The following is a 16,090-nucleotide window of genomic DNA, read 5'->3' as shown; positions in this document are numbered from 1 at the left end:
GGGTTGCTTTCTCATTGGCCGCCCTCCGCCAGGACGCGGGCCGAGGTCACGGAGAAGATCTCGTGGGTCAGGGTGTCACGCTCCACCACCAGCCATTCGCGGCAGCCGCCGACGTGCTGCCACAGCTCGCTGTGCTTGCCGCGCGGGTTCTTGCGGATGAAGACGGCCCGGAACCAGGCTTCCTGATCCGCGTTGTCGAGCGAGGGATACTTGATGGTGGCGTCGCCGCCATAGGCGAACTCCGAGTGGTCGCGCTCGCCGCAATGAGGGCAGTTGATCCTCAGCATGGCCCGGCCCTCCTCTAGTGCCAGCCGGGCACGGGACCGGCCCCGCGCTCGTCGATCTGATAGCCGCGCCGGAAGCGGTCCAGGCGCAGCTTGGCGTTGCAGGGATGCGGCTCGTCCCGCGCGATGGTGTGGGCGAAGGTAAAGCCAGAAGCGGGCGTCGCCTTGAACCCGCCGTAACACCAGCCGCAGTTGATGTAGAGACCCGGGATCGGCGAGATGTCGATGATCGGGCTGCCATCCATCGACATGTCCATGACGCCCGCCCAGTGCCGCAGGACCCTCAGGCGAGAGAGCGAGGGGATCAGCGCCTTGGCGATGGTCAGAACCTCGTCCACCACCGGCAGGTTGCCCCGCTGAGCGTAGGAGTTGTAGCCGTCCAGGTCGCCGCCCAGCACCAGACCGCCCTTGTCCGACTGACTGATGTAGAAGTGCGCCGTCGCGAAGGAGATCACGTGGTGGATCATGGGCTTCAAGGGCTCCGTCACGAAAGCCTGCAAAAGGTGGCTCTCGATGGGCAGTTCCAGACCGGCCTTCTCGGCCAGGGTCGTGGTGCTGCCCGCGACCGCCATGGCGACCTTCTTGGCGCGTATCGGCCCCTTCGTGGTTTCCACGCCCACGATGCGGTCTCCCTCGCGCAGGAAGCCCAGCACTTCGCACTGTTGGATCAGGTCGACACCCCGGTTGCTGGCCCCGCGCGCATAGCCCCAGGCAACGGCGTCGTGGCGGGCGGTGCCCGCGCGCTGCTGGATCATGCCGCCGTGCAGGCGGTAGCGCGCGCTGGGCGAATAGTCGAGATAGGGCAGCAGCTTCATCAACTGCTCGCGGTCGAGCAGCTCCGCGTCGATGCCGTTCATCCGCATGACGTTGCCGCGACGGGAGTAGGCTTCCATCTGCGCGGGACTGGTCGCGAGGCTGACCTGGCCCCGCTGGGAGAACATGACGTTGTAGTTGAGGTCGCGGCTCAGCTCCTCCCACAGCTTGAGAGAGAGCTCGTAGAACTCCGTATTGCCGGGGATCATGTAGTTGGAGCGCACGATCGTCGTGTTGCGCCCCACGTTGCCGCCGCCCAGGTATCCCTTCTCCAGAAGGGCGACCTTCCTAACGCCATGCTCCTTGGCGAGATAATAGGCGGTGGACAGGCCGTGCCCGCCCCCGCCGATCACGATGACGTCGTACTCAGGCTTCGGATCAGGGTCGCGCCAGGCGCGCTCCCAATTGCGGTTGCCGGTCAGGGCGTTGCCCAAAAGTGAGAAGACGGAGTAACGCTGCATCCTCGTGACCTTCCGGCGGCATCCTCTTCCAGTCAAGACCGGCGGGGTGCGAGAAGATTTGAAACAAATGGTTCACTCGTGTACCGTCTTAGAGCATTTGCTCTACCTGTGCAAGGTGGATAACGGGAGAGAACCAGGGCCGTGCAGCGCCAGGAAATCATCGATCAATTGACCGAGGGCTACGCCCGCCTTTCCCCGCAACTGCGGCTGGCGGCCAAGGCAATCCTCGACCGGCCCGAGGAGGTCGCGCTGACCTCAATGCGCGGCTTCGCCGCAAAGGCCGGTGTCGCGCCCGCCACCATGCTGCGGCTCGCCCGCACCCTCGGCTTCAAAAGCTACGAGGACTTTCGCGAGTCGTTCCAGCAGGCTTTGCGCGGCGGCGAAGGATTCGCCGGCCGGGCGGAGTGGCTACAGCGGCTCGCGGGTGAAACGGCGTCCGGCGGCGTCGTATCGGGCATGGCGCGCGCGCAGATCGGCAACGTGGAGGAGGCCTATCAGGCCAACGGCCCAGAAGCCCTCGCAGACGCCGCCGATTGCCTGCGCGAAGCCGACACCGTCTACGTTCTGGGCGTGGCCGCCTTGCACGGAGTCCTGCGCCATTTTCACTTCGTGCTGCGCTTTGCCCTTGCCCGCGTGCAGTTGGTTTCCAGCGACAACGGCTCGGTCATCGACGGCCTGCTCCAGATCGGGCCCAAGGACGCCGTGATCGCCGCTTCGGTCAACCCCTATGGCCGCCAAACGGTCGAAGGCTTGAGCTTCGCGAAGCAACGGGGCGCAAAGATCATCCTTATCACCGACAGTCGAAGCGCGCCCTCGGCGGCCCAGGCCGACCATCTGCTAATCGCCCCGACACAGAGCCCGCAGTTCTTCCCTTCCCTTTCGGCCACGCTCGCACTACTGGAGTCCCTGACCGCGCTGGTCGTCTCGCGCGGCGACAAGGCGACCGTGGAGCGCATCGCAAGACTGGACCGTCTGCGCGCAGAACAGGGCCTCTATTGGCAGGAAGGGGAAAGATCCAAATGACGCGTCTCTACCACTCGGCGGCCTTCGACCCTACGCGCGACGTGGATTCCCATTGGCGGGCGACCGCAAAGCCGCTTTCCTTCACCGCGCCGGAGTTGGTGGGCGACCAGCGCGCGGAGATCGCCGTGATCGGCGCCGGGTTCACCGGTCTCTGGGCCGCCAAGCGGCTCGCCGAGCGCCACGGTCAGGAGGTCGCGGTGATCGATGCAGGCCAGCCCGCCTGGGGCGCATCGGGGCGCAACGGCGGCTTCTGCTGCATGGGGTCGAGCAAGCTCGGCATCCCCGAGATGTTCAAGCGCTATGGCGAGGCGGAGACCTTGGCCTTCATGCGCCTCCAGCAATCCGCCATCGAGGAGGTCGCCGCCTTCCTCGACGAGCGCGGCGAAGAGGCCGACCGCCACAGCGACGGCGAACTGGCCCTGGCGCACAAGCAGAGCCGGGTCGAGGAGCTAAAGGAGGAAAGAGACTTCCTGAAGAGACACTGCGACATCGACTCCCGCTTTCTGTCCCGCGAGGAGCTGCGCCAGGCGGGCGCCCACGGTCCGGAGTTCCACGCGGGCCTGCACATCAAGAGCGGTTTCGGCCTCCACCCCCTGAAGTATGCCCGCAGCCTCGCCGAGGCCGCGAAGGAGAGCGGCGTCACCTTCTACGGCGATAGCGAGGTGACCCAATGGCGCGCGGATGCCGGGCGGCACCGGTTGATAACCGCGAAAGGAAGTCTTTCGGCACGCAAGGTGATCCTGGCGACCAACGGCTACAGCCGGGAGGACATTCCGGGTTGGCTGGCGGGCAAGCTGCTGCCCGCTCTTTCCTCCATCATCGTGACGCGGCCCTTGAGCGATGAGGAGCAACGGGCACAGGGCTGGACCACGGACCTCATGTCCTTCGACACGCGCAAGCTGCTGCACTACTTCCGCAAGCTGCCGGACGGCCGCTTCCTGTTCGGAGGACGCGGCGGGCTCGATGCCTCTCCGGAAGGTTTGGCGCGAAGAGAGCGATGCCTCTCCCGATGGCTTGGCGCGAAGACAGGAGATCCTAAGGGGCGACTTCGATCGCATGTTCCCGGAATGGCGCGGCGTGGAGACGGAACGCTTCTGGTCAGGTTTCGTCTGCCTGACCTACGATCTGGTGCCCTATGTGCTGCCCATCGACGGGCTGGAGAACGCCTGGACCGGCCTCGCCTTTCACGGCAACGGCGTCGCCATGACCGGGGGTGCCGGAAGGGCGCTGGCGGATATGGCGTTGGGCGAAGTCCCGGGCCTGCCGGCGGTCTTGCGCGGCCCGGCAAGACGGTTTCCCTTGCCCTTTCTCCGAAAGACCTATCTGCGAGGCGCCTACGTCGGCTACGGGATCAAGGACAGGCTGCTCTAGGCTTCCGGCGGTGGACCCCACGTCTGCGGATCAGGAAGTTCGCCCGAGAAGTCTGGCAGGTTCGCCTCGCACCAGCGGGCGACCGGCTTCAAGTCGGCGGCGCTTTCGAGCTGCCGCCGCAGCATCCCCATCACATGGGGGATATGCTTCAGGTAGACGGGCTTGCCGTCGCGCCACATCAGCCGCACGAAGATACCCGCGACCTTGGCGTGGCGCTGTGCGCCCAGACAGGCGCACCAGCGGCCCAGCAGGTGTCCGTCGATGCTGCCGCCGCGCTTTTCCAGGTAACGGAGGAAGATCCGCCCGGCCAAGTCCTGCGGCACGGTCCGCCGCGCATCCTCCAACAGCGAAATCAGATCGTAGGCCGGGTTGCCGATCAGGGCGTCCTGAAAGTCCAACAGGCCGCAGGCCTTCACGCCCGACCGCCCCTTCAGCAGCATCAGGTTGTCGACGTGATAGTCCCGCAGGACCAGAACGCGCGGGAGACCGGGCAGACTCTCGAAGACCTCGCCCCAGGCCGCCAGATAGCTCTCGCGCAGCGGCGCGGTGGTCGCTTCGCCCGTCAGCGCCGGAAGGTACCAGTCCGTCAGCAGCGCCGCCTCGCGTTGAAGCGCCTCAAGGTCGTAGGGCGGACGGTCGATCTTCGCGTTGCCCGGCTGCTCGTGGAGGGCGGCCAGCAGGTCGGCGGCCAGTTCGTAGAGCGGGCGTTGCTCTTCGCCCGCGGCAAGGAGCCGGGTGAAGGTCGCCTGCCCAAAATCTTCTATGACCAGGAACCCCTGCCCGGCGTCACGGGCAAGAATGCGCGGCGCGCTGAAGCCCATGGCAAGCAGGTGTTCGGCGACCTGGACAAAGGGCCGCACATCCTCTTGCGGGGGCGGCGCGTCCATCAACAGTGCTGCTTCAGGTCCGCCCGAAAGCCTGAAGTACCGGCGGAAGGAAGCGTCGCCCGGCAGAGCCTGGACCGAAGCGCCGCCCCAACCGGCAGCCTCCAGAAAGGCCCGGCGCGCTTTGTCCCGCAGCTCCTGCGTCGGCTCCGCCAAGGTCCTACTTCTTCTTCGGCTTCAGGGCTTCCCACTCCGCATCGGTCATCTCGGAGAGGAAGTTGAACTGGCCGGCGCCCATGAGCCACTCGCCGCCGTCGATGGTCACCACCTCGCCGTTGATGTAACCCGACTGGTCGCTGATCAGGTAGGTCGCGAGGTTGGCGAGTTCGATGTGGTCACCGACCCGGTGCAGCGGGTTCTGCGTCTCGAACTTCTCCGCCAGTTCGGGGCGCGGCACCAGCCGCTCCCAAGCGCCCTTCGTCGGGAAAGGTCCGGGTGCGATGGCATTCAGGCGAATCCCCTTCGGCCCCCACTCGACCGCCAGGCTGCGGGTCATGGCGAGCACGCCCGCCTTGCCCATGGCCGAGGGCAGGACATAGGCCGAGCCGGTCCAGGCATAGGAGGTGACGATGGAGAGCACGTTGCCGCCCCGCCCCTCTTCGATCCAGCGGCGGCCGCAGGCGAGCGTCGCGTAGGCCGAGCCGTGCAGCACGATGCCGAGAACGGCGTCCACGGCGCGCGGCGAGAGTTCATGGCTGCGCGCGATGAAGTTGCCGGCGGCGTTGTTCACCAGCACATCGAGCGGCCCCTCCTCCCAGATGGAGGCCACCATGGCCTCCACCGAGGCGGCGTCGCGGATGTCACAGCCGCGCCAGGTGACGTCGGGTCCGACCCCGCGCGCGTTCAACTCTTCACAGGTCTTGGCCAGCACCTCTTCGCGCCGCCCGCAGATCACGACGACCGCGCCCAGCTCCTGATAGCGCTCGGTCATGGAGCGGCCGAGACCGGTGCCGCCGCCGGTCACCAGCACGCGCTTTCCCTTGAGAAGATCGGCTTGAAACATGGATGGGCGTCCTTCCGCTGGATCACCGCGGTATCGGAGAGACTCAAGGGCGGAGAGGAGTCGCTCAGGCGGCTCGTTCTTCGTAGCGGATCGGGCCACGGTGGGGCAAGGAGTAGACTTCGCGCCGAAGCCAGGTCATGAGCTCCTGACGGTCGCGCAAGGGCGCCATGACCTCGTAAGGGATCGGCGCGCCCAGATGAATGTCCAGCGGACGCCCGCAGCGCCGGAAGAACTCACCAGCCAGAAGCGACAGGCGGTAGGAGAGACCAACGCGGCTGCCGAGGTGGAACAGGGGCGAGTTCTGGCCCTCGAAAAAGACCGGGATCACCGTCGCCTTCGAGCCGTGGATCAGTTTGCCGGTGAAGGGCCCCCAAGGCAGATCCTCCGCCTTGCCGAAGGGCTGGCGGGCGGTCGAAACGCCGCCGGCGGGAAAGACGATGATGGTTTCGCCGCGATTGAGCCGCTCCAGGGCTTCCTTGCGGCTGCGCAGGTTGGTCATCTGCGCCTCGCGCGTGCCCGCGAAGTCGACCGGAAGCGCGAAGGGCTGCATCTCGGTGATTTTCATCAGCGCGTCATTGACCAAGATGCGGAAGGTGCGCTCCAGCGCCTCGGCCAGAGCGAACATGGCGATCCCGTCCAGCACGCCGTAAGGATGATTGGCGATCAGAATCACCGGTGCATCGCTCGGCGCCTTGGGCGGCCAGGGGTCGCCATGCAGGCGCATGTCGATTCCGAGACGCTGAAGGGCGTCCAGCCAGACCCGGTCCGATTTTCCATAAACCCGGGTCAGCCAGTCCAGATAGGTGTCCGCATAGCGGCGGATGAAGCCGGGCCGCCCCGTGGCGAACTCGACCGCACGGATGAAGCGCCGCTTCAAGAAGGGGTCATCCGGTTCCGCGTAGCTGATGTGCTGCAAGTTCATGCTGTCCCGAATCCTAGCCGATTCCTCTTACGCATCATATAGCGCCGGAAACCACGGCATTTTTGTGACATGGCGCTTGGATCGTCCAAGTCATCCTGCGTTATCTATCTTTTTTCTGCTTTCTTTTTCGATTTCTTTTGATCTGTAGAATTCCGCAGTCTTCTGCAATACCTTCCCACGCGGGAGGAAAGATGCAGGACTTCGGCGCCGCCTTCGGTGAAGCATTCCGGTTACTGATCGAGCTCGACAAGGATCTCCTGGAGATCGTGACGCTCTCGCTTCAGGTGTCCCTGTCCGCCGTCGGGCTGGCGGCGCTCTTCGGGTTTCCCCTGGGCGCGCTGGTCGCGGTCGCGCGTTTTCCGGGGCGCGGCGCGATCATCCTGATGATGAACGCCCTCATGGGCTTGCCGCCGGTAGTGGTCGGTCTGCTTGTCTATCTGGCGCTTTCCAACGCCGGGCCGCTGGGCGTCCTGCAACTGCTCTACACGCCCACGGCCATGATCATCGCGCAGTGCCTGCTGGTGACGCCAATCGTGGCGGCCCTCACCCGCCAGACCATCGAGGACCTGCGCGGCGAGTATGAAGATCAGTTGCGGCTCTTCGGCCTCTCCCGTCTCAATATCGCTCTCACCCTTCTCTGGGATGGGCGCTACAGCCTCCTGACCGCGCTGCTCGCCGGTTTCGGCCGGGCCGTGGCGGAGGTCGGCGCGGTCATCATCGTCGGCGGCAACATCAACCACGTCACCCGCGTCATGACCACGGCCATTGCGCTTGAGACCTCCAAGGGGAACCTGGCGCTGGCTTTGGGCCTGGGTCTCGTGCTGCTGCTATTGGCGATGCTGGTCAATCTCTTGGTCCTGACGCTGCGGGTAACAGCGCAGCGCACGGCCTACGCGTGAGCCGCGCCATGCCGTTCGAGGAGAACACCAGGAAACAGGGCGGCGGGGGCATTCTACCCCTCACCGGCACCTCCCTGATCGTCGAGCGCGAAGGGCGGCGGCTCATCGACAATCTCTCCCTCTCCATCGGGGGCGAGGGCGAAGGCGCCCAACTGAGCGTCATCCTGGGGCCCAACGGGGCGGGAAAGTCCCTCCTGCTGCGCCTGCTTTCGGGTCTGCTCATCCCGGACGCCGGACAGGTGACCTGGGGCGGCGCACGCCCGAACCGCGCGTCACAATTGAAGCTTGGCCATGTCTTCCAGAAGCCCGTGCTTTTGCGCCGCTCCACCCTGGCCAACCTGCGCTATGCCCTGGCCGCCAAGGGCTGCCCCCGCCGAGAACAAGACGCCAAGGCGGAAGCCGCCCTGCGGCGCGCCGGCTTGATGGAGCGGGCGGATCAGGCAGCACGCCTGCTTTCAGGGGGCGAGCAGCAACGCCTTGCGCTGGCCCGCGCACTGGCGCTTGAGCCGCAAGTCCTGGTGCTAGACGAACCCACAGCGAACGTGGACCCAGCCTCCACGCTGTCGATCGAGCGGATGATCCGCAGCGCGGCCCATGAAGGAACCAGGATCGTGCTGGTAACGCACGATCTGGGACAGGCGCAACGCTTGGCGGACGAAGTGCTCTTCCTGCATCACGGGCGTCTGCTGGAGCGCACCCCGGCGGCCCGCCACCTACCTGCGCGGCGACATCCTCTTGTAGAAATTCAACCTAAAAGGAGACGTTAGAAGTGACACATAAACTACTGAAGAACATAGCATATTCTCTCTTCATGATTGGCTTGTCCTTGTCGCAGCCGGCGCTGAGCCCGGCGCAGGCCCAGGACCAGTTCATCGTGGTTCAGTCCACGACCTCCACCGCCAACTCGGGCTTGCTGGAAAGCATCCTGCCGCAGTTCGAGGAGAAGACCGGGATTCAGGTGCGCGTGGTCGCGGTCGGCACCGGCCAGGCGATCAAGAACGCCCAGAACGGCGATGGCGATGTGCTGCTGGTCCACGCCAAGCCGGCGGAAGAGAAGTTCGTCGCCGAGGGCTACGGCGTCGAGCGCTTCGATCTCATGTACAACGACTTCGTGATTGTTGGCCCGGAAAGCGACCCCGCAGGGATCGCAGGCACCAGCGACCCTCTCGCAGCGCTGAAGGCGATCGCGGGGGCTGAGGTCCCCTTCGCCTCCCGCGGCGACGATTCCGGGACGCACAAGAAGGAACTCCGCCTCTGGGAGGCCGCCGGCATCGATCCGACCGCGGCGAGCGGCGGTTGGTACCGCGAGACCGGCTCGGGCATGGGCGCGACCTTGAACGCGGCCGTGGGAATGGGCGCCTACGCCATGACCGACCGCGCCACTTGGATCTCCTTTGGCAACAAGGGCGACTTCCAGATCGCCGTCGAGGGGGACGAGAGCCTCTTCAATCAGTACGGCGTAATCCTGGTGAACCCGGAGAAGTTCCCGAACGTCAAGGCCGAAGAAGGCCAGGCCTTCATCGACTGGCTGCTCTCCAAGGAAGGTCAACAGGCCATCGCCTCCTTCAAGGTGGAGGGACAGCAGCTCTTCTTTCCGAACGCCAAGGAGATGATGTGACCGCCCACCGACCGGGTCAGCGCGCGTTGTAGACGACCTCGCCAAAGACGCTGACGTCGTATCCGCCCAAAGCCCCCGCCTTCTCCGCGAAGGCCGGGGTGCGGCAGAAAGCGAGCAGTTTCTGGAAGGGCTCCTCGAAGAAGTCATGGCGCCAGACCGCAAGGTCGAAGCGTTCCTCCGCCAGCGGCAGGAAGGAAAGACGGTAGAGCCGCGCCGCCGATTCAATGGCGAGACCGGCGTCGGCCTTGCCCTCGGCGACAGCCACCGCCACGTCCGCTTCGCTTCTCGCGGGCGGGTCGATCAGGGTCACGGAGGAACTGCTCAGCCCGGCTTCCTTCAGCAGATGGTTCAAGAGCACTCGGCTACCCGCCTGCCCCTGGCGCGGGATCACCCGCCGCCCCTTCAAGTCGGCGGCCCCGGCGATGCCAAGCGGATTCTCCGGCGCCAGCAGCAAGCCCTGTCGCCGCCGCGCGAAGGCGATCATGACCAGCGGCAGGCCGGGCGCGGCGGCCCGGAGATGGTCCAGGTTCCAGTCCCCCTGCTCAGGCTCGAAGATGTGGAGCCCGGCGGCGATCCCCTTGCCCGCGATCAGGCGTTCGAGGCCATCGAGGCTGCCGTCGAAGAAGCTCGCGATGCCACTGCCCGATTCCCTGAGCGCCCAGTCCAGCAGGGGATCGTGGCTGCCCACCATGACCTGCGCGCGCGGATCGAGGCCTTCGATGTCCTCGGCTGTTTCCATGTGACGGCGGACCCAGGCTTCGATCAAAGGGCGCGGAAAAAGCAGCTTCCCGGTGACACGGCTCACTGGGATCGCGTTCTGGCTGACCAGTTCGTAGATCTTGCGCTCCTTGGTCCGAAGCAGGGTTGCGACTTCCTTGGTGGTCAGGAGCTCCATGCGTTTTCCTGCGTTTGATAGCGGTTCTCTGTCACCAAGGATCAATCCACAAAAGAATTGAGGTGGCAAGCAGGGCCTCATTGGCTATATTCCGATGGATATAGCCAGGCTTCCGGAGTTACGCCCCCACCATGCAACGCCGCCGCTTCTTGCTGCTCGGCCTATCGATCCTGGCGGGGCTTCTCGTCCAATCCGCCAGAAGTCCGCTTGCAGAGGAGCCGGTTACGGTCTTCGCCGCCGCCTCCCTGACCGATGCGCTGACAGGGATCGGAGAGAGGTACCGGGCCGAAGGCGGCGGGCCTCTCAGGTTCTCCTTTGCCGCCTCCTCCACCCTGGCTCGCCAGATCGAGGCCGGAGCAGGCGCGGAGATCTTCCTCTCCGCTAACAGCCGCTGGATGGACCGGTTGGAAGGGCTCGGACTGATCGCTCCTGAAAGCAGGCGGGAGTTGCTCGGCAATCGGCTCGCGCTGATCGCGCCGCCGGAAAGCAACCCTACCGAGGAAAGCGCCGACCTCAGCCAACTGCCGGCACTGCTTCCCGAGGGCGCGAGGATGGTGATCGGCGACCCCGCCCATGTCCCGGCGGGCATCTATGCGAAAGAGGCGCTGACCAGCCTCGGCCTCTGGTCCGCCTTGGAAGCGCGGCTGGTCTACGCCGCCGACGTGCGCGGCGCATTGGCCCTGGTGGAGCGCGGCGAGGCGGCGCTGGGCATCGTCTATGCGACCGACGCGGCCCTCCTGCCCGAAATCAAGCGGCTGGCGGTCTTTCCTGAAGCAAGTCACGGCCCGATCCGCTATAGCCTGGCTATCGCGGCGGGCGCTGAGCGGAAGGAGGTAATGGCCTTCTTCGACCACCTGCTCAGCCCGACGGCGGCGGAGACCTTCCGGCGCTATGGCTTCGCGCCGCTCGACTGACCGGGGAAAGGTATTGAGGACCGGATGATGTGGGACCTGCTGAGCGCGGCTGAAATCGAAGCGTTGCTGCTGAGCCTCAAGGTATCTGCGGCGGCGGTGCTCTGCGCCCTGCCCTTTGCCGTCGGCATCGCCGTGCTGCTGGCGAGAAGCGACTTTCCCGGTAAGACCCTGGTGAACGGCTTGGTGCATCTGCCGCTGGTGCTGCCCCCGGTCGTGATGGGTTATCTGCTGCTGATTTCTTTCGGCGCGCGCGCGCCGCTCGGGGCCTGGCTGCTGGAGAGTTTCGGCCTGCGGCTCGTCTTCACCTGGCAGGGCGCGGCCCTGGCGGCGGCCATCGTCACCTTTCCCTTTCAGGTGCGCGCCGTGCGCCTTGCCGTGGAGGCCATCGACCCCGGTCTGGAGGTGGCGGCGCGCACACTGGGCGCAGGCGCGCTGGACCGCTTCCTGACCGTCACCCTGCCGCTCGCCCTTCCAGGCGTCATCGCCGGGGCCATCACCGCCTTTGCCGCCAGTCTGGGCGAGTTCGGCGCGATCATCACCTTCGTCTCCAACATTCCGGGCGAGACCCGCACCCTGCCCCTTGCGATCTACACCGCCCTGCAAACGCCGGGCGGAGAGGCGGCGGCGGCGCGGCTGGCGGCGCTCTCCATCGCCCTGGCGCTGCTCGGCCTCCTGTTCTCCGAGATCGCCGCGCGGCGGGTGAAGGGGCTGACGGAACGATGACCCTGGAAGTGAGCATCCGCCAGAGTTTGCGGCACTTCTCGCTGGAGGTCGCCTTTGAGACCGGTGCGCGCGGCATCACCGCCCTCTTCGGGCCTTCGGGCGCGGGCAAGTCGTCCACCGTCGAGGCCATCGCCGGACTGCGCCGGGGCGCAGAGGGGCGGATCGCCTTGGAAGGACGGGTGCTTCTGGACAGCGGCGCGAAGGTCTTCCTGCCGCCGGAAGAGCGGCGGGTCGGCTGCGTGTTCCAGGATGCGCGCCTCTTTCCCCACCTCTCGGTGCGCAGCAACCTGCTCTACGGGTGGCGCCGTTCGCGTCAGCGCGCCCCGGAGGCGGAGATCGACGGCGTCATCGCTCTCCTGGGGCTGGAGCCCCTGCTCGCCCGCTCGCCGGGCTCGCTCTCCGGTGGCGAGAAGCAGCGCCTGGCCCTCGGGCGCGCGCTCCTGATGAAGCCGGACCTGCTGCTGCTCGACGAGCCGCTCGCCGCCCTGGACCAGAACCGCAAGGGCGAGATCCTGCCCTTCCTGGAGCGGCTCAGGGACGAGAGCGGCGTTCCCATGGTCTATGTCAGTCACTCCATCGAGGAGGTGACGCGTCTCGCCGACCGCATGGTCGTGATGAACGAGGGCAAGGTCGCAGCAGAAGGCACGGTCTTCGAGATCACCGCGCGGCTCGACCTCTTTCCGTTGACCGGCCGCTATGAGGCGGGCGCGGTCATCGAGTGCCGCGTCGCCGAGCAGGATCCCGCCTTCTCCATGACCCGCCTCAGCTTTACAGGCGGCAGCCTGTGGGTGCCGGAGATCGAGCTTCCCAAGGGCGCGGAAGTTCGTGTGCGCCTTCGAGCGCGCGATATCATCCTCGCCAAGTCTGCGCCAAATTATACAAGCGTCAACAATGTATTAGAAGGTATTATTAAGGAGATACGTGAAGACCCAAGCGTCTTTGTCGATGTGCAGGTCGACTGCGGCGGCACCCTGATCCTGGCGCGCATCACGAAGCGCTCGCTCCAGCGGCTGGGACTGGGACCGGGGCAGTCCGTCTTCGCCCTCGCCAAAACGGTCACGATCGACCGGCGGGCCATGGCCCGGACGCGCTAGCCGCCCTTCCCGGCCTTCCGGATCAGGGTATTCAGCTGCTTCAGCGCCGGCTCGGCTCCGCCGGCCGCGGCGTCGCTCAGCGCATCGAAGGCTTCAACCAGAGACGACCCCAGGTCTGTAAGATGCGCGCCGCCGCGCCCACCGATCCGCGTTTCGACGACAGGCGCCCCCAGGTCGCGGTTCATCTCGTCCACCAGCAACCAGGCACGGCGGTAGGACATGGAAAGAGAGCGCGCGGCGGCGGCGATGGAACTCTCCTGCGCGATGGCTTTCAGCAAGGCGATCTTGCCGGGCCCGAGCTGGCGCCCCTCTCCAAGGTCCACTTTGATCCAGAGGCGCGGCGGTGTCTCCGTCATGTCAGCGGCACCCGGGCGGCTCTCAGGCCACGACCGTGAGCACGGCTGCGAAATGACAGGAGGCCGCGGAGAGTACGAAGACGTGCCAGATCGCGTTCTGGAATGGCAGCTTCTCCCAGAGATGGAAGACCACGCCCAAGGTGTAGAGCCCCCCGCCCACGGTCAGCAGGACCAGGGACGCCGTGCTCAGGGAAACCACCAGCGTGTCGATTACGACCAGAACGGCCCAGCCCTGAAGCAGATAGAGGATCACCGAACCCCGCTCAAAGCGGCGCGGGAAGAAGAGCTTCAAGACCACCCCCGCCAAGGCCACGGCCCAGACGAGGGCCAAGAGCGCCGTCCCCTCGCCCGCGGGCAGAGCCAACAGCGCGAAGGGCGTATAGGTCCCGGCGATCATGACGAAGATCGCGGCGTGATCGAGCCGCCGCAGCCACTCCTTCGCGCCCGGCAGGTGAACCAGATTATAGGCGGCTGAGAAACTGAAGGTGGCGAGCAGCGCCAGTCCGTAAACGATCAGCGCCACCACACTGACGAGATCCAACGCATAGGCCGCGAGCACGATGAGGGTGACGAGTCCCGCCAGGGCCGCGCCCACGCCTGTCACGTGGACAATGCCGTCGATCAGACGCTCAGCGCGGGTATAGACCGGGAAGTCGCTCATCACCCCTCAATCATACGCCGGATTTCCTTTGAGACAACGCCTGGCCGGAATCGCACAACCGGAACCCAAAAATGAAACATTTTTCCAATAAATCAAAAGCTTGCATTACCTGCAAGATTCCTTAAATGACAAGTCCACAGCGACCCGGAGCGACAAGAATACATAAAGCACGGAAGAGACTGACCTCATGACCCCTCGCGTTGAAGCAGGCCGCTTGAAAGTGGCACGAGACCTCCACGACTTCATCAACTCCGATGTTCTGCCCGGCACGGGCGTCTCCGCGGAAGCCTTCTGGCAGGACCTGGATTCCCTGGTTCACGATCTGGCGCCCAGGAACAGGGCGCTCCTGGCGCGCCGCGAAGAGCTGCAGGCCAAGATCGACGCCTGGCACCGGGAGCGGCGCGGCCGACTGCATGACGCCGCCGCCTACAAGTCTTTCCTGAAAGAGATCGGCTATCTGGTGCCCGAGGGAGAGGACTTCTCCATCGGAACGCAGCAGGTCGACCCCGAGATCGCCAGCATCGCCGGCCCTCAACTGGTCGTCCCCCTGATGAACGCCCGCTACGCCCTCAACGCCGCCAACGCCCGCTGGGGCAGTCTCTATGACGCGCTCTACGGCACCGACGCAATTTCTGATTCAGACGGTGCGCAGCGCGGCCCGCAATACAATCCTCGCCGGGGCGAGAAGGTGATCGCCTTCGCCCGCGCGCTGCTGGATGAGATCGCCCCCCTCGAAGAGGGCTCGCACCGGGACGCGACGGGCTACCTGGTCGAAAAGGGGGCCCTGACAGTCAAGTTGAAGAGCGGCGCGAAGACCGGGCTTTCGGAGCCGGAGACCTTCGCCGGATATCGCGGCGAGCCCTCGGCGCCCTCCGGTATCCTGCTCGCTCACCATGGCCTCCACTGCGAGATCGTGATCGACGACGAGCACCCGATCGGGGAGAACGACCCCGCCCATGTCGCCGACCTGATCATGGAATCCGCTCTGACCTCCATCATGGACTGCGAGGATTCTGTCGCGGTAGTGGACGCCGCCGACAAGGTGCAGCTCTACCGGAACTGGCTGGGGCTGATGCGCGGCGACCTTACCGAAACCGTCACCAAGAAGGGCCGACGCTTCGAGCGCCGCCTCAGCGAGGACCGGCGCTACTGCGCCCCCGGCGGCGGGGAAGTCACGCTTCCCGGGCGCAGCCTCATGCTGGTGCGCAACGTTGGGCACTTGATGACCATCGACGCGATCCTGGATGAACAGGGGGAGGAGATCCCCGAGGGCTTGCTGGATGGCGCGATGACCGCGCTGATCGCGCTCCACGACCTGAAGCGCGAGGGCGGCAACTCGCGCGCCGGGTCGGTCTACATCGTGAAGCCGAAAATGCACGGTCCCGAGGAGGTCGCCTTCTCCGACGAGCTCTTCGCGCGTATCGAGGACATGCTGGGCATGGCCCGCAACACGCTGAAAATGGGCATCATGGACGAAGAGCGGCGCACCACCCTGAACCTCAAGGAGTGCATCCGCGCCGCCAAGGACCGGGTGGTCTTCATCAACACCGGCTTCCTCGACCGCACGGGCGACGAGATCCACACCTCCATGGAAGCAGGCCCCATGATCCGCAAGGGCGACATGAAATCCTCCATCTGGATCAAGGCCTATGAGGATTCCAACGTGGACATCGGCCTGGCGTGCGGGCTTCCGGGCCGCGCGCAGATCGGCAAGGGCATGTGGGCCATGCCCGACCGCATGGCCGAGATGCTGGAACAGAAGATCGGCCATCCCATGGCCGGAGCCAACACGGCCTGGGTCCCCTCACCCACCGCCGCGACGCTGCACGCCATCCACTACCACAAGGTCAATGTGGCGGAGCGGCAGAAGGAACTGCAGGGCCGCAAGCGCGCCAAGATCGACGACATCCTAACGATCCCGCTGGCCGACCGCCCCAACTGGTCGTCGGAGGAGATCCGTGCGGAGATCGAGAACAACGCGCAGAGCATCCTGGGCTACGTCGTGCGCTGGGTCGAACAGGGCGTCGGCTGCTCCAAGGTTCCGGACATCGAGGACGTCGCGCTGATGGAGGACCGAGCCACGCTGCGCATCTCCAGCCAGCACATCGCCAACTGGCTGCACCACGGCGTGGTCAGCGAGGAGGAGGTGCTGGAGACCCTGAAGCGCAT

18 protein-coding genes are annotated in these 16,090 nt (G+C 65.7%); 9 read left to right on the top strand and 9 right to left on the bottom strand.

All coding sequences use genetic code 11. The features are described from left to right. Nucleotides 1-11: 11 nt before the first annotated feature. Both P8X75_13565 and P8X75_13560 read right to left on the bottom strand, forming a co-directional pair. The gene (locus tag P8X75_13565) at nucleotides 12-287 is read right to left on the bottom strand and encodes a sarcosine oxidase subunit delta (protein MEJ1996209.1); all 276 of its coding nucleotides are present in this window, start codon (nucleotides 285-287) and stop codon (nucleotides 12-14) included. Nucleotides 288-301: 14 nt separating this feature from the next. After that, nucleotides 302-1,558: a sarcosine oxidase subunit beta family protein gene (locus P8X75_13560; GenBank protein ID MEJ1996208.1), complete on the bottom strand. Its 1,257-nt coding sequence runs from the start codon at nucleotides 1,556-1,558 to the stop codon at nucleotides 302-304. 141 nt (nucleotides 1,559-1,699) lie between these two features. Here P8X75_13560 and P8X75_13555 point away from each other — a divergent pair, with 141 nt between their 5' ends. Beyond that, on the top strand, nucleotides 1,700-2,581 hold the full coding sequence (locus P8X75_13555) for a MurR/RpiR family transcriptional regulator (protein MEJ1996207.1): 882 nt from the start codon (nucleotides 1,700-1,702) through the stop codon (nucleotides 2,579-2,581). A gap of 7 nt (nucleotides 2,582-2,588) precedes the next feature. Here P8X75_13555 and P8X75_13550 read toward each other — a convergent pair whose 3' ends face one another. Next, entirely contained in the window at nucleotides 2,589-2,744 is a 156-nt protein-coding gene (locus P8X75_13550; GenBank protein MEJ1996206.1) for a hypothetical protein, read from the bottom strand. Between the two features lie 800 nt (nucleotides 2,745-3,544). Between P8X75_13550 and P8X75_13545 the strand changes: the two genes are divergently transcribed. Beyond that, complete coding sequence (locus P8X75_13545; GenBank protein MEJ1996205.1) at nucleotides 3,545-3,952, top strand: hypothetical protein; 408 nt, start codon at nucleotides 3,545-3,547, stop codon at nucleotides 3,950-3,952. On the opposite strand, the gene P8X75_13540 is transcribed toward P8X75_13545, so the two are convergent. The 3 genes from P8X75_13540 to P8X75_13530 form a co-directional block, all read right to left on the bottom strand. Continuing rightward, nucleotides 3,949-4,992 carry a phosphotransferase gene (locus P8X75_13540; GenBank protein ID MEJ1996204.1) on the bottom strand — a complete coding sequence of 348 codons (1,044 nt, stop codon included), beginning with the start codon at nucleotides 4,990-4,992 and terminating at the stop codon, nucleotides 3,949-3,951. The genes P8X75_13545 and P8X75_13540 overlap by 4 nt on opposite strands. A 4-nt stretch (nucleotides 4,993-4,996) precedes the next feature. Then, the gene (locus P8X75_13535; protein MEJ1996203.1) at nucleotides 4,997-5,839 is read right to left on the bottom strand and encodes an SDR family oxidoreductase; all 843 of its coding nucleotides are present in this window, start codon (nucleotides 5,837-5,839) and stop codon (nucleotides 4,997-4,999) included. A gap of 64 nt (nucleotides 5,840-5,903) precedes the next feature. Beyond that, nucleotides 5,904-6,761, bottom strand: coding sequence for a lysophospholipid acyltransferase family protein (locus tag P8X75_13530; GenBank protein ID MEJ1996202.1), 858 nt, complete (start codon nucleotides 6,759-6,761; stop codon nucleotides 5,904-5,906). Nucleotides 6,762-6,952: 191 nt separating this feature from the next. Here P8X75_13530 and P8X75_13525 point away from each other — a divergent pair, with 191 nt between their 5' ends. From P8X75_13525 to P8X75_13515, 3 genes are read left to right on the top strand one after another with little or no spacing between them, the layout of a single operon-like run. After that, nucleotides 6,953-7,660, top strand: a complete 708-nt coding sequence (locus tag P8X75_13525; GenBank protein ID MEJ1996201.1) for an ABC transporter permease — start codon at nucleotides 6,953-6,955, stop codon at nucleotides 7,658-7,660. An 8-nt stretch (nucleotides 7,661-7,668) separates the two neighbouring features. Then, the gene (locus P8X75_13520) at nucleotides 7,669-8,427 is read left to right on the top strand and encodes an ATP-binding cassette domain-containing protein (GenBank protein MEJ1996200.1); all 759 of its coding nucleotides are present in this window, start codon (nucleotides 7,669-7,671) and stop codon (nucleotides 8,425-8,427) included. 44 nt (nucleotides 8,428-8,471) lie between these two features. Then, nucleotides 8,472-9,278 carry an extracellular solute-binding protein gene (locus P8X75_13515; protein ID MEJ1996199.1) on the top strand — a complete coding sequence of 269 codons (807 nt, stop codon included), beginning with the start codon at nucleotides 8,472-8,474 and terminating at the stop codon, nucleotides 9,276-9,278. Between the two features lie 16 nt (nucleotides 9,279-9,294). On the opposite strand, the gene P8X75_13510 is transcribed toward P8X75_13515, so the two are convergent. Next, entirely contained in the window at nucleotides 9,295-10,173 is an 879-nt protein-coding gene (locus tag P8X75_13510) for a helix-turn-helix transcriptional regulator (GenBank protein ID MEJ1996198.1), read from the bottom strand. Nucleotides 10,174-10,304: 131 nt separating this feature from the next. On the opposite strand from P8X75_13510, the gene modA reads away from it, so the two are divergent. From modA to modC, 3 genes are read left to right on the top strand one after another with little or no spacing between them, the layout of a single operon-like run. Beyond that, the gene (gene modA / locus P8X75_13505; GenBank protein MEJ1996197.1) at nucleotides 10,305-11,087 is read left to right on the top strand and encodes a molybdate ABC transporter substrate-binding protein; all 783 of its coding nucleotides are present in this window, start codon (nucleotides 10,305-10,307) and stop codon (nucleotides 11,085-11,087) included. Nucleotides 11,088-11,111: 24 nt separating this feature from the next. Next, nucleotides 11,112-11,810, top strand: coding sequence for a molybdate ABC transporter permease subunit (modB, locus tag P8X75_13500; protein MEJ1996196.1), 699 nt, complete (start codon nucleotides 11,112-11,114; stop codon nucleotides 11,808-11,810). Then, the gene (gene modC, locus P8X75_13495) at nucleotides 11,807-12,904 is read left to right on the top strand and encodes a molybdenum ABC transporter ATP-binding protein (protein MEJ1996195.1); all 1,098 of its coding nucleotides are present in this window, start codon (nucleotides 11,807-11,809) and stop codon (nucleotides 12,902-12,904) included. Before modB ends, modC begins: the two co-directional genes overlap by 4 nt. Here modC and P8X75_13490 read toward each other — a convergent pair. After that, nucleotides 12,901-13,260, bottom strand: coding sequence for a LysR family transcriptional regulator (locus P8X75_13490; protein MEJ1996194.1), 360 nt, complete (start codon nucleotides 13,258-13,260; stop codon nucleotides 12,901-12,903). The genes modC and P8X75_13490 overlap by 4 nt on opposite strands. A gap of 22 nt (nucleotides 13,261-13,282) precedes the next feature. Continuing rightward, nucleotides 13,283-13,921, bottom strand: a complete 639-nt coding sequence (locus tag P8X75_13485; GenBank protein MEJ1996193.1) for a hemolysin III family protein — start codon at nucleotides 13,919-13,921, stop codon at nucleotides 13,283-13,285. 187 nt (nucleotides 13,922-14,108) lie between these two features. Between P8X75_13485 and P8X75_13480 the strand changes: the two genes are divergently transcribed. After that, nucleotides 14,109-16,090, top strand: a 1,982-nt coding sequence (locus P8X75_13480; protein MEJ1996192.1) for a malate synthase G, incomplete at its 3' end; no start/stop codon positions are given.

Source organism: Limibacillus sp. (assembly GCA_037379885.1).
GTDB lineage: Bacteria > Pseudomonadota > Alphaproteobacteria > Kiloniellales > CECT-8803 > JARRJC01.
The sequence above is the reverse complement of the archived record's forward strand: the minus strand, read 5'-3'. Positions and strand labels throughout refer to the sequence as shown.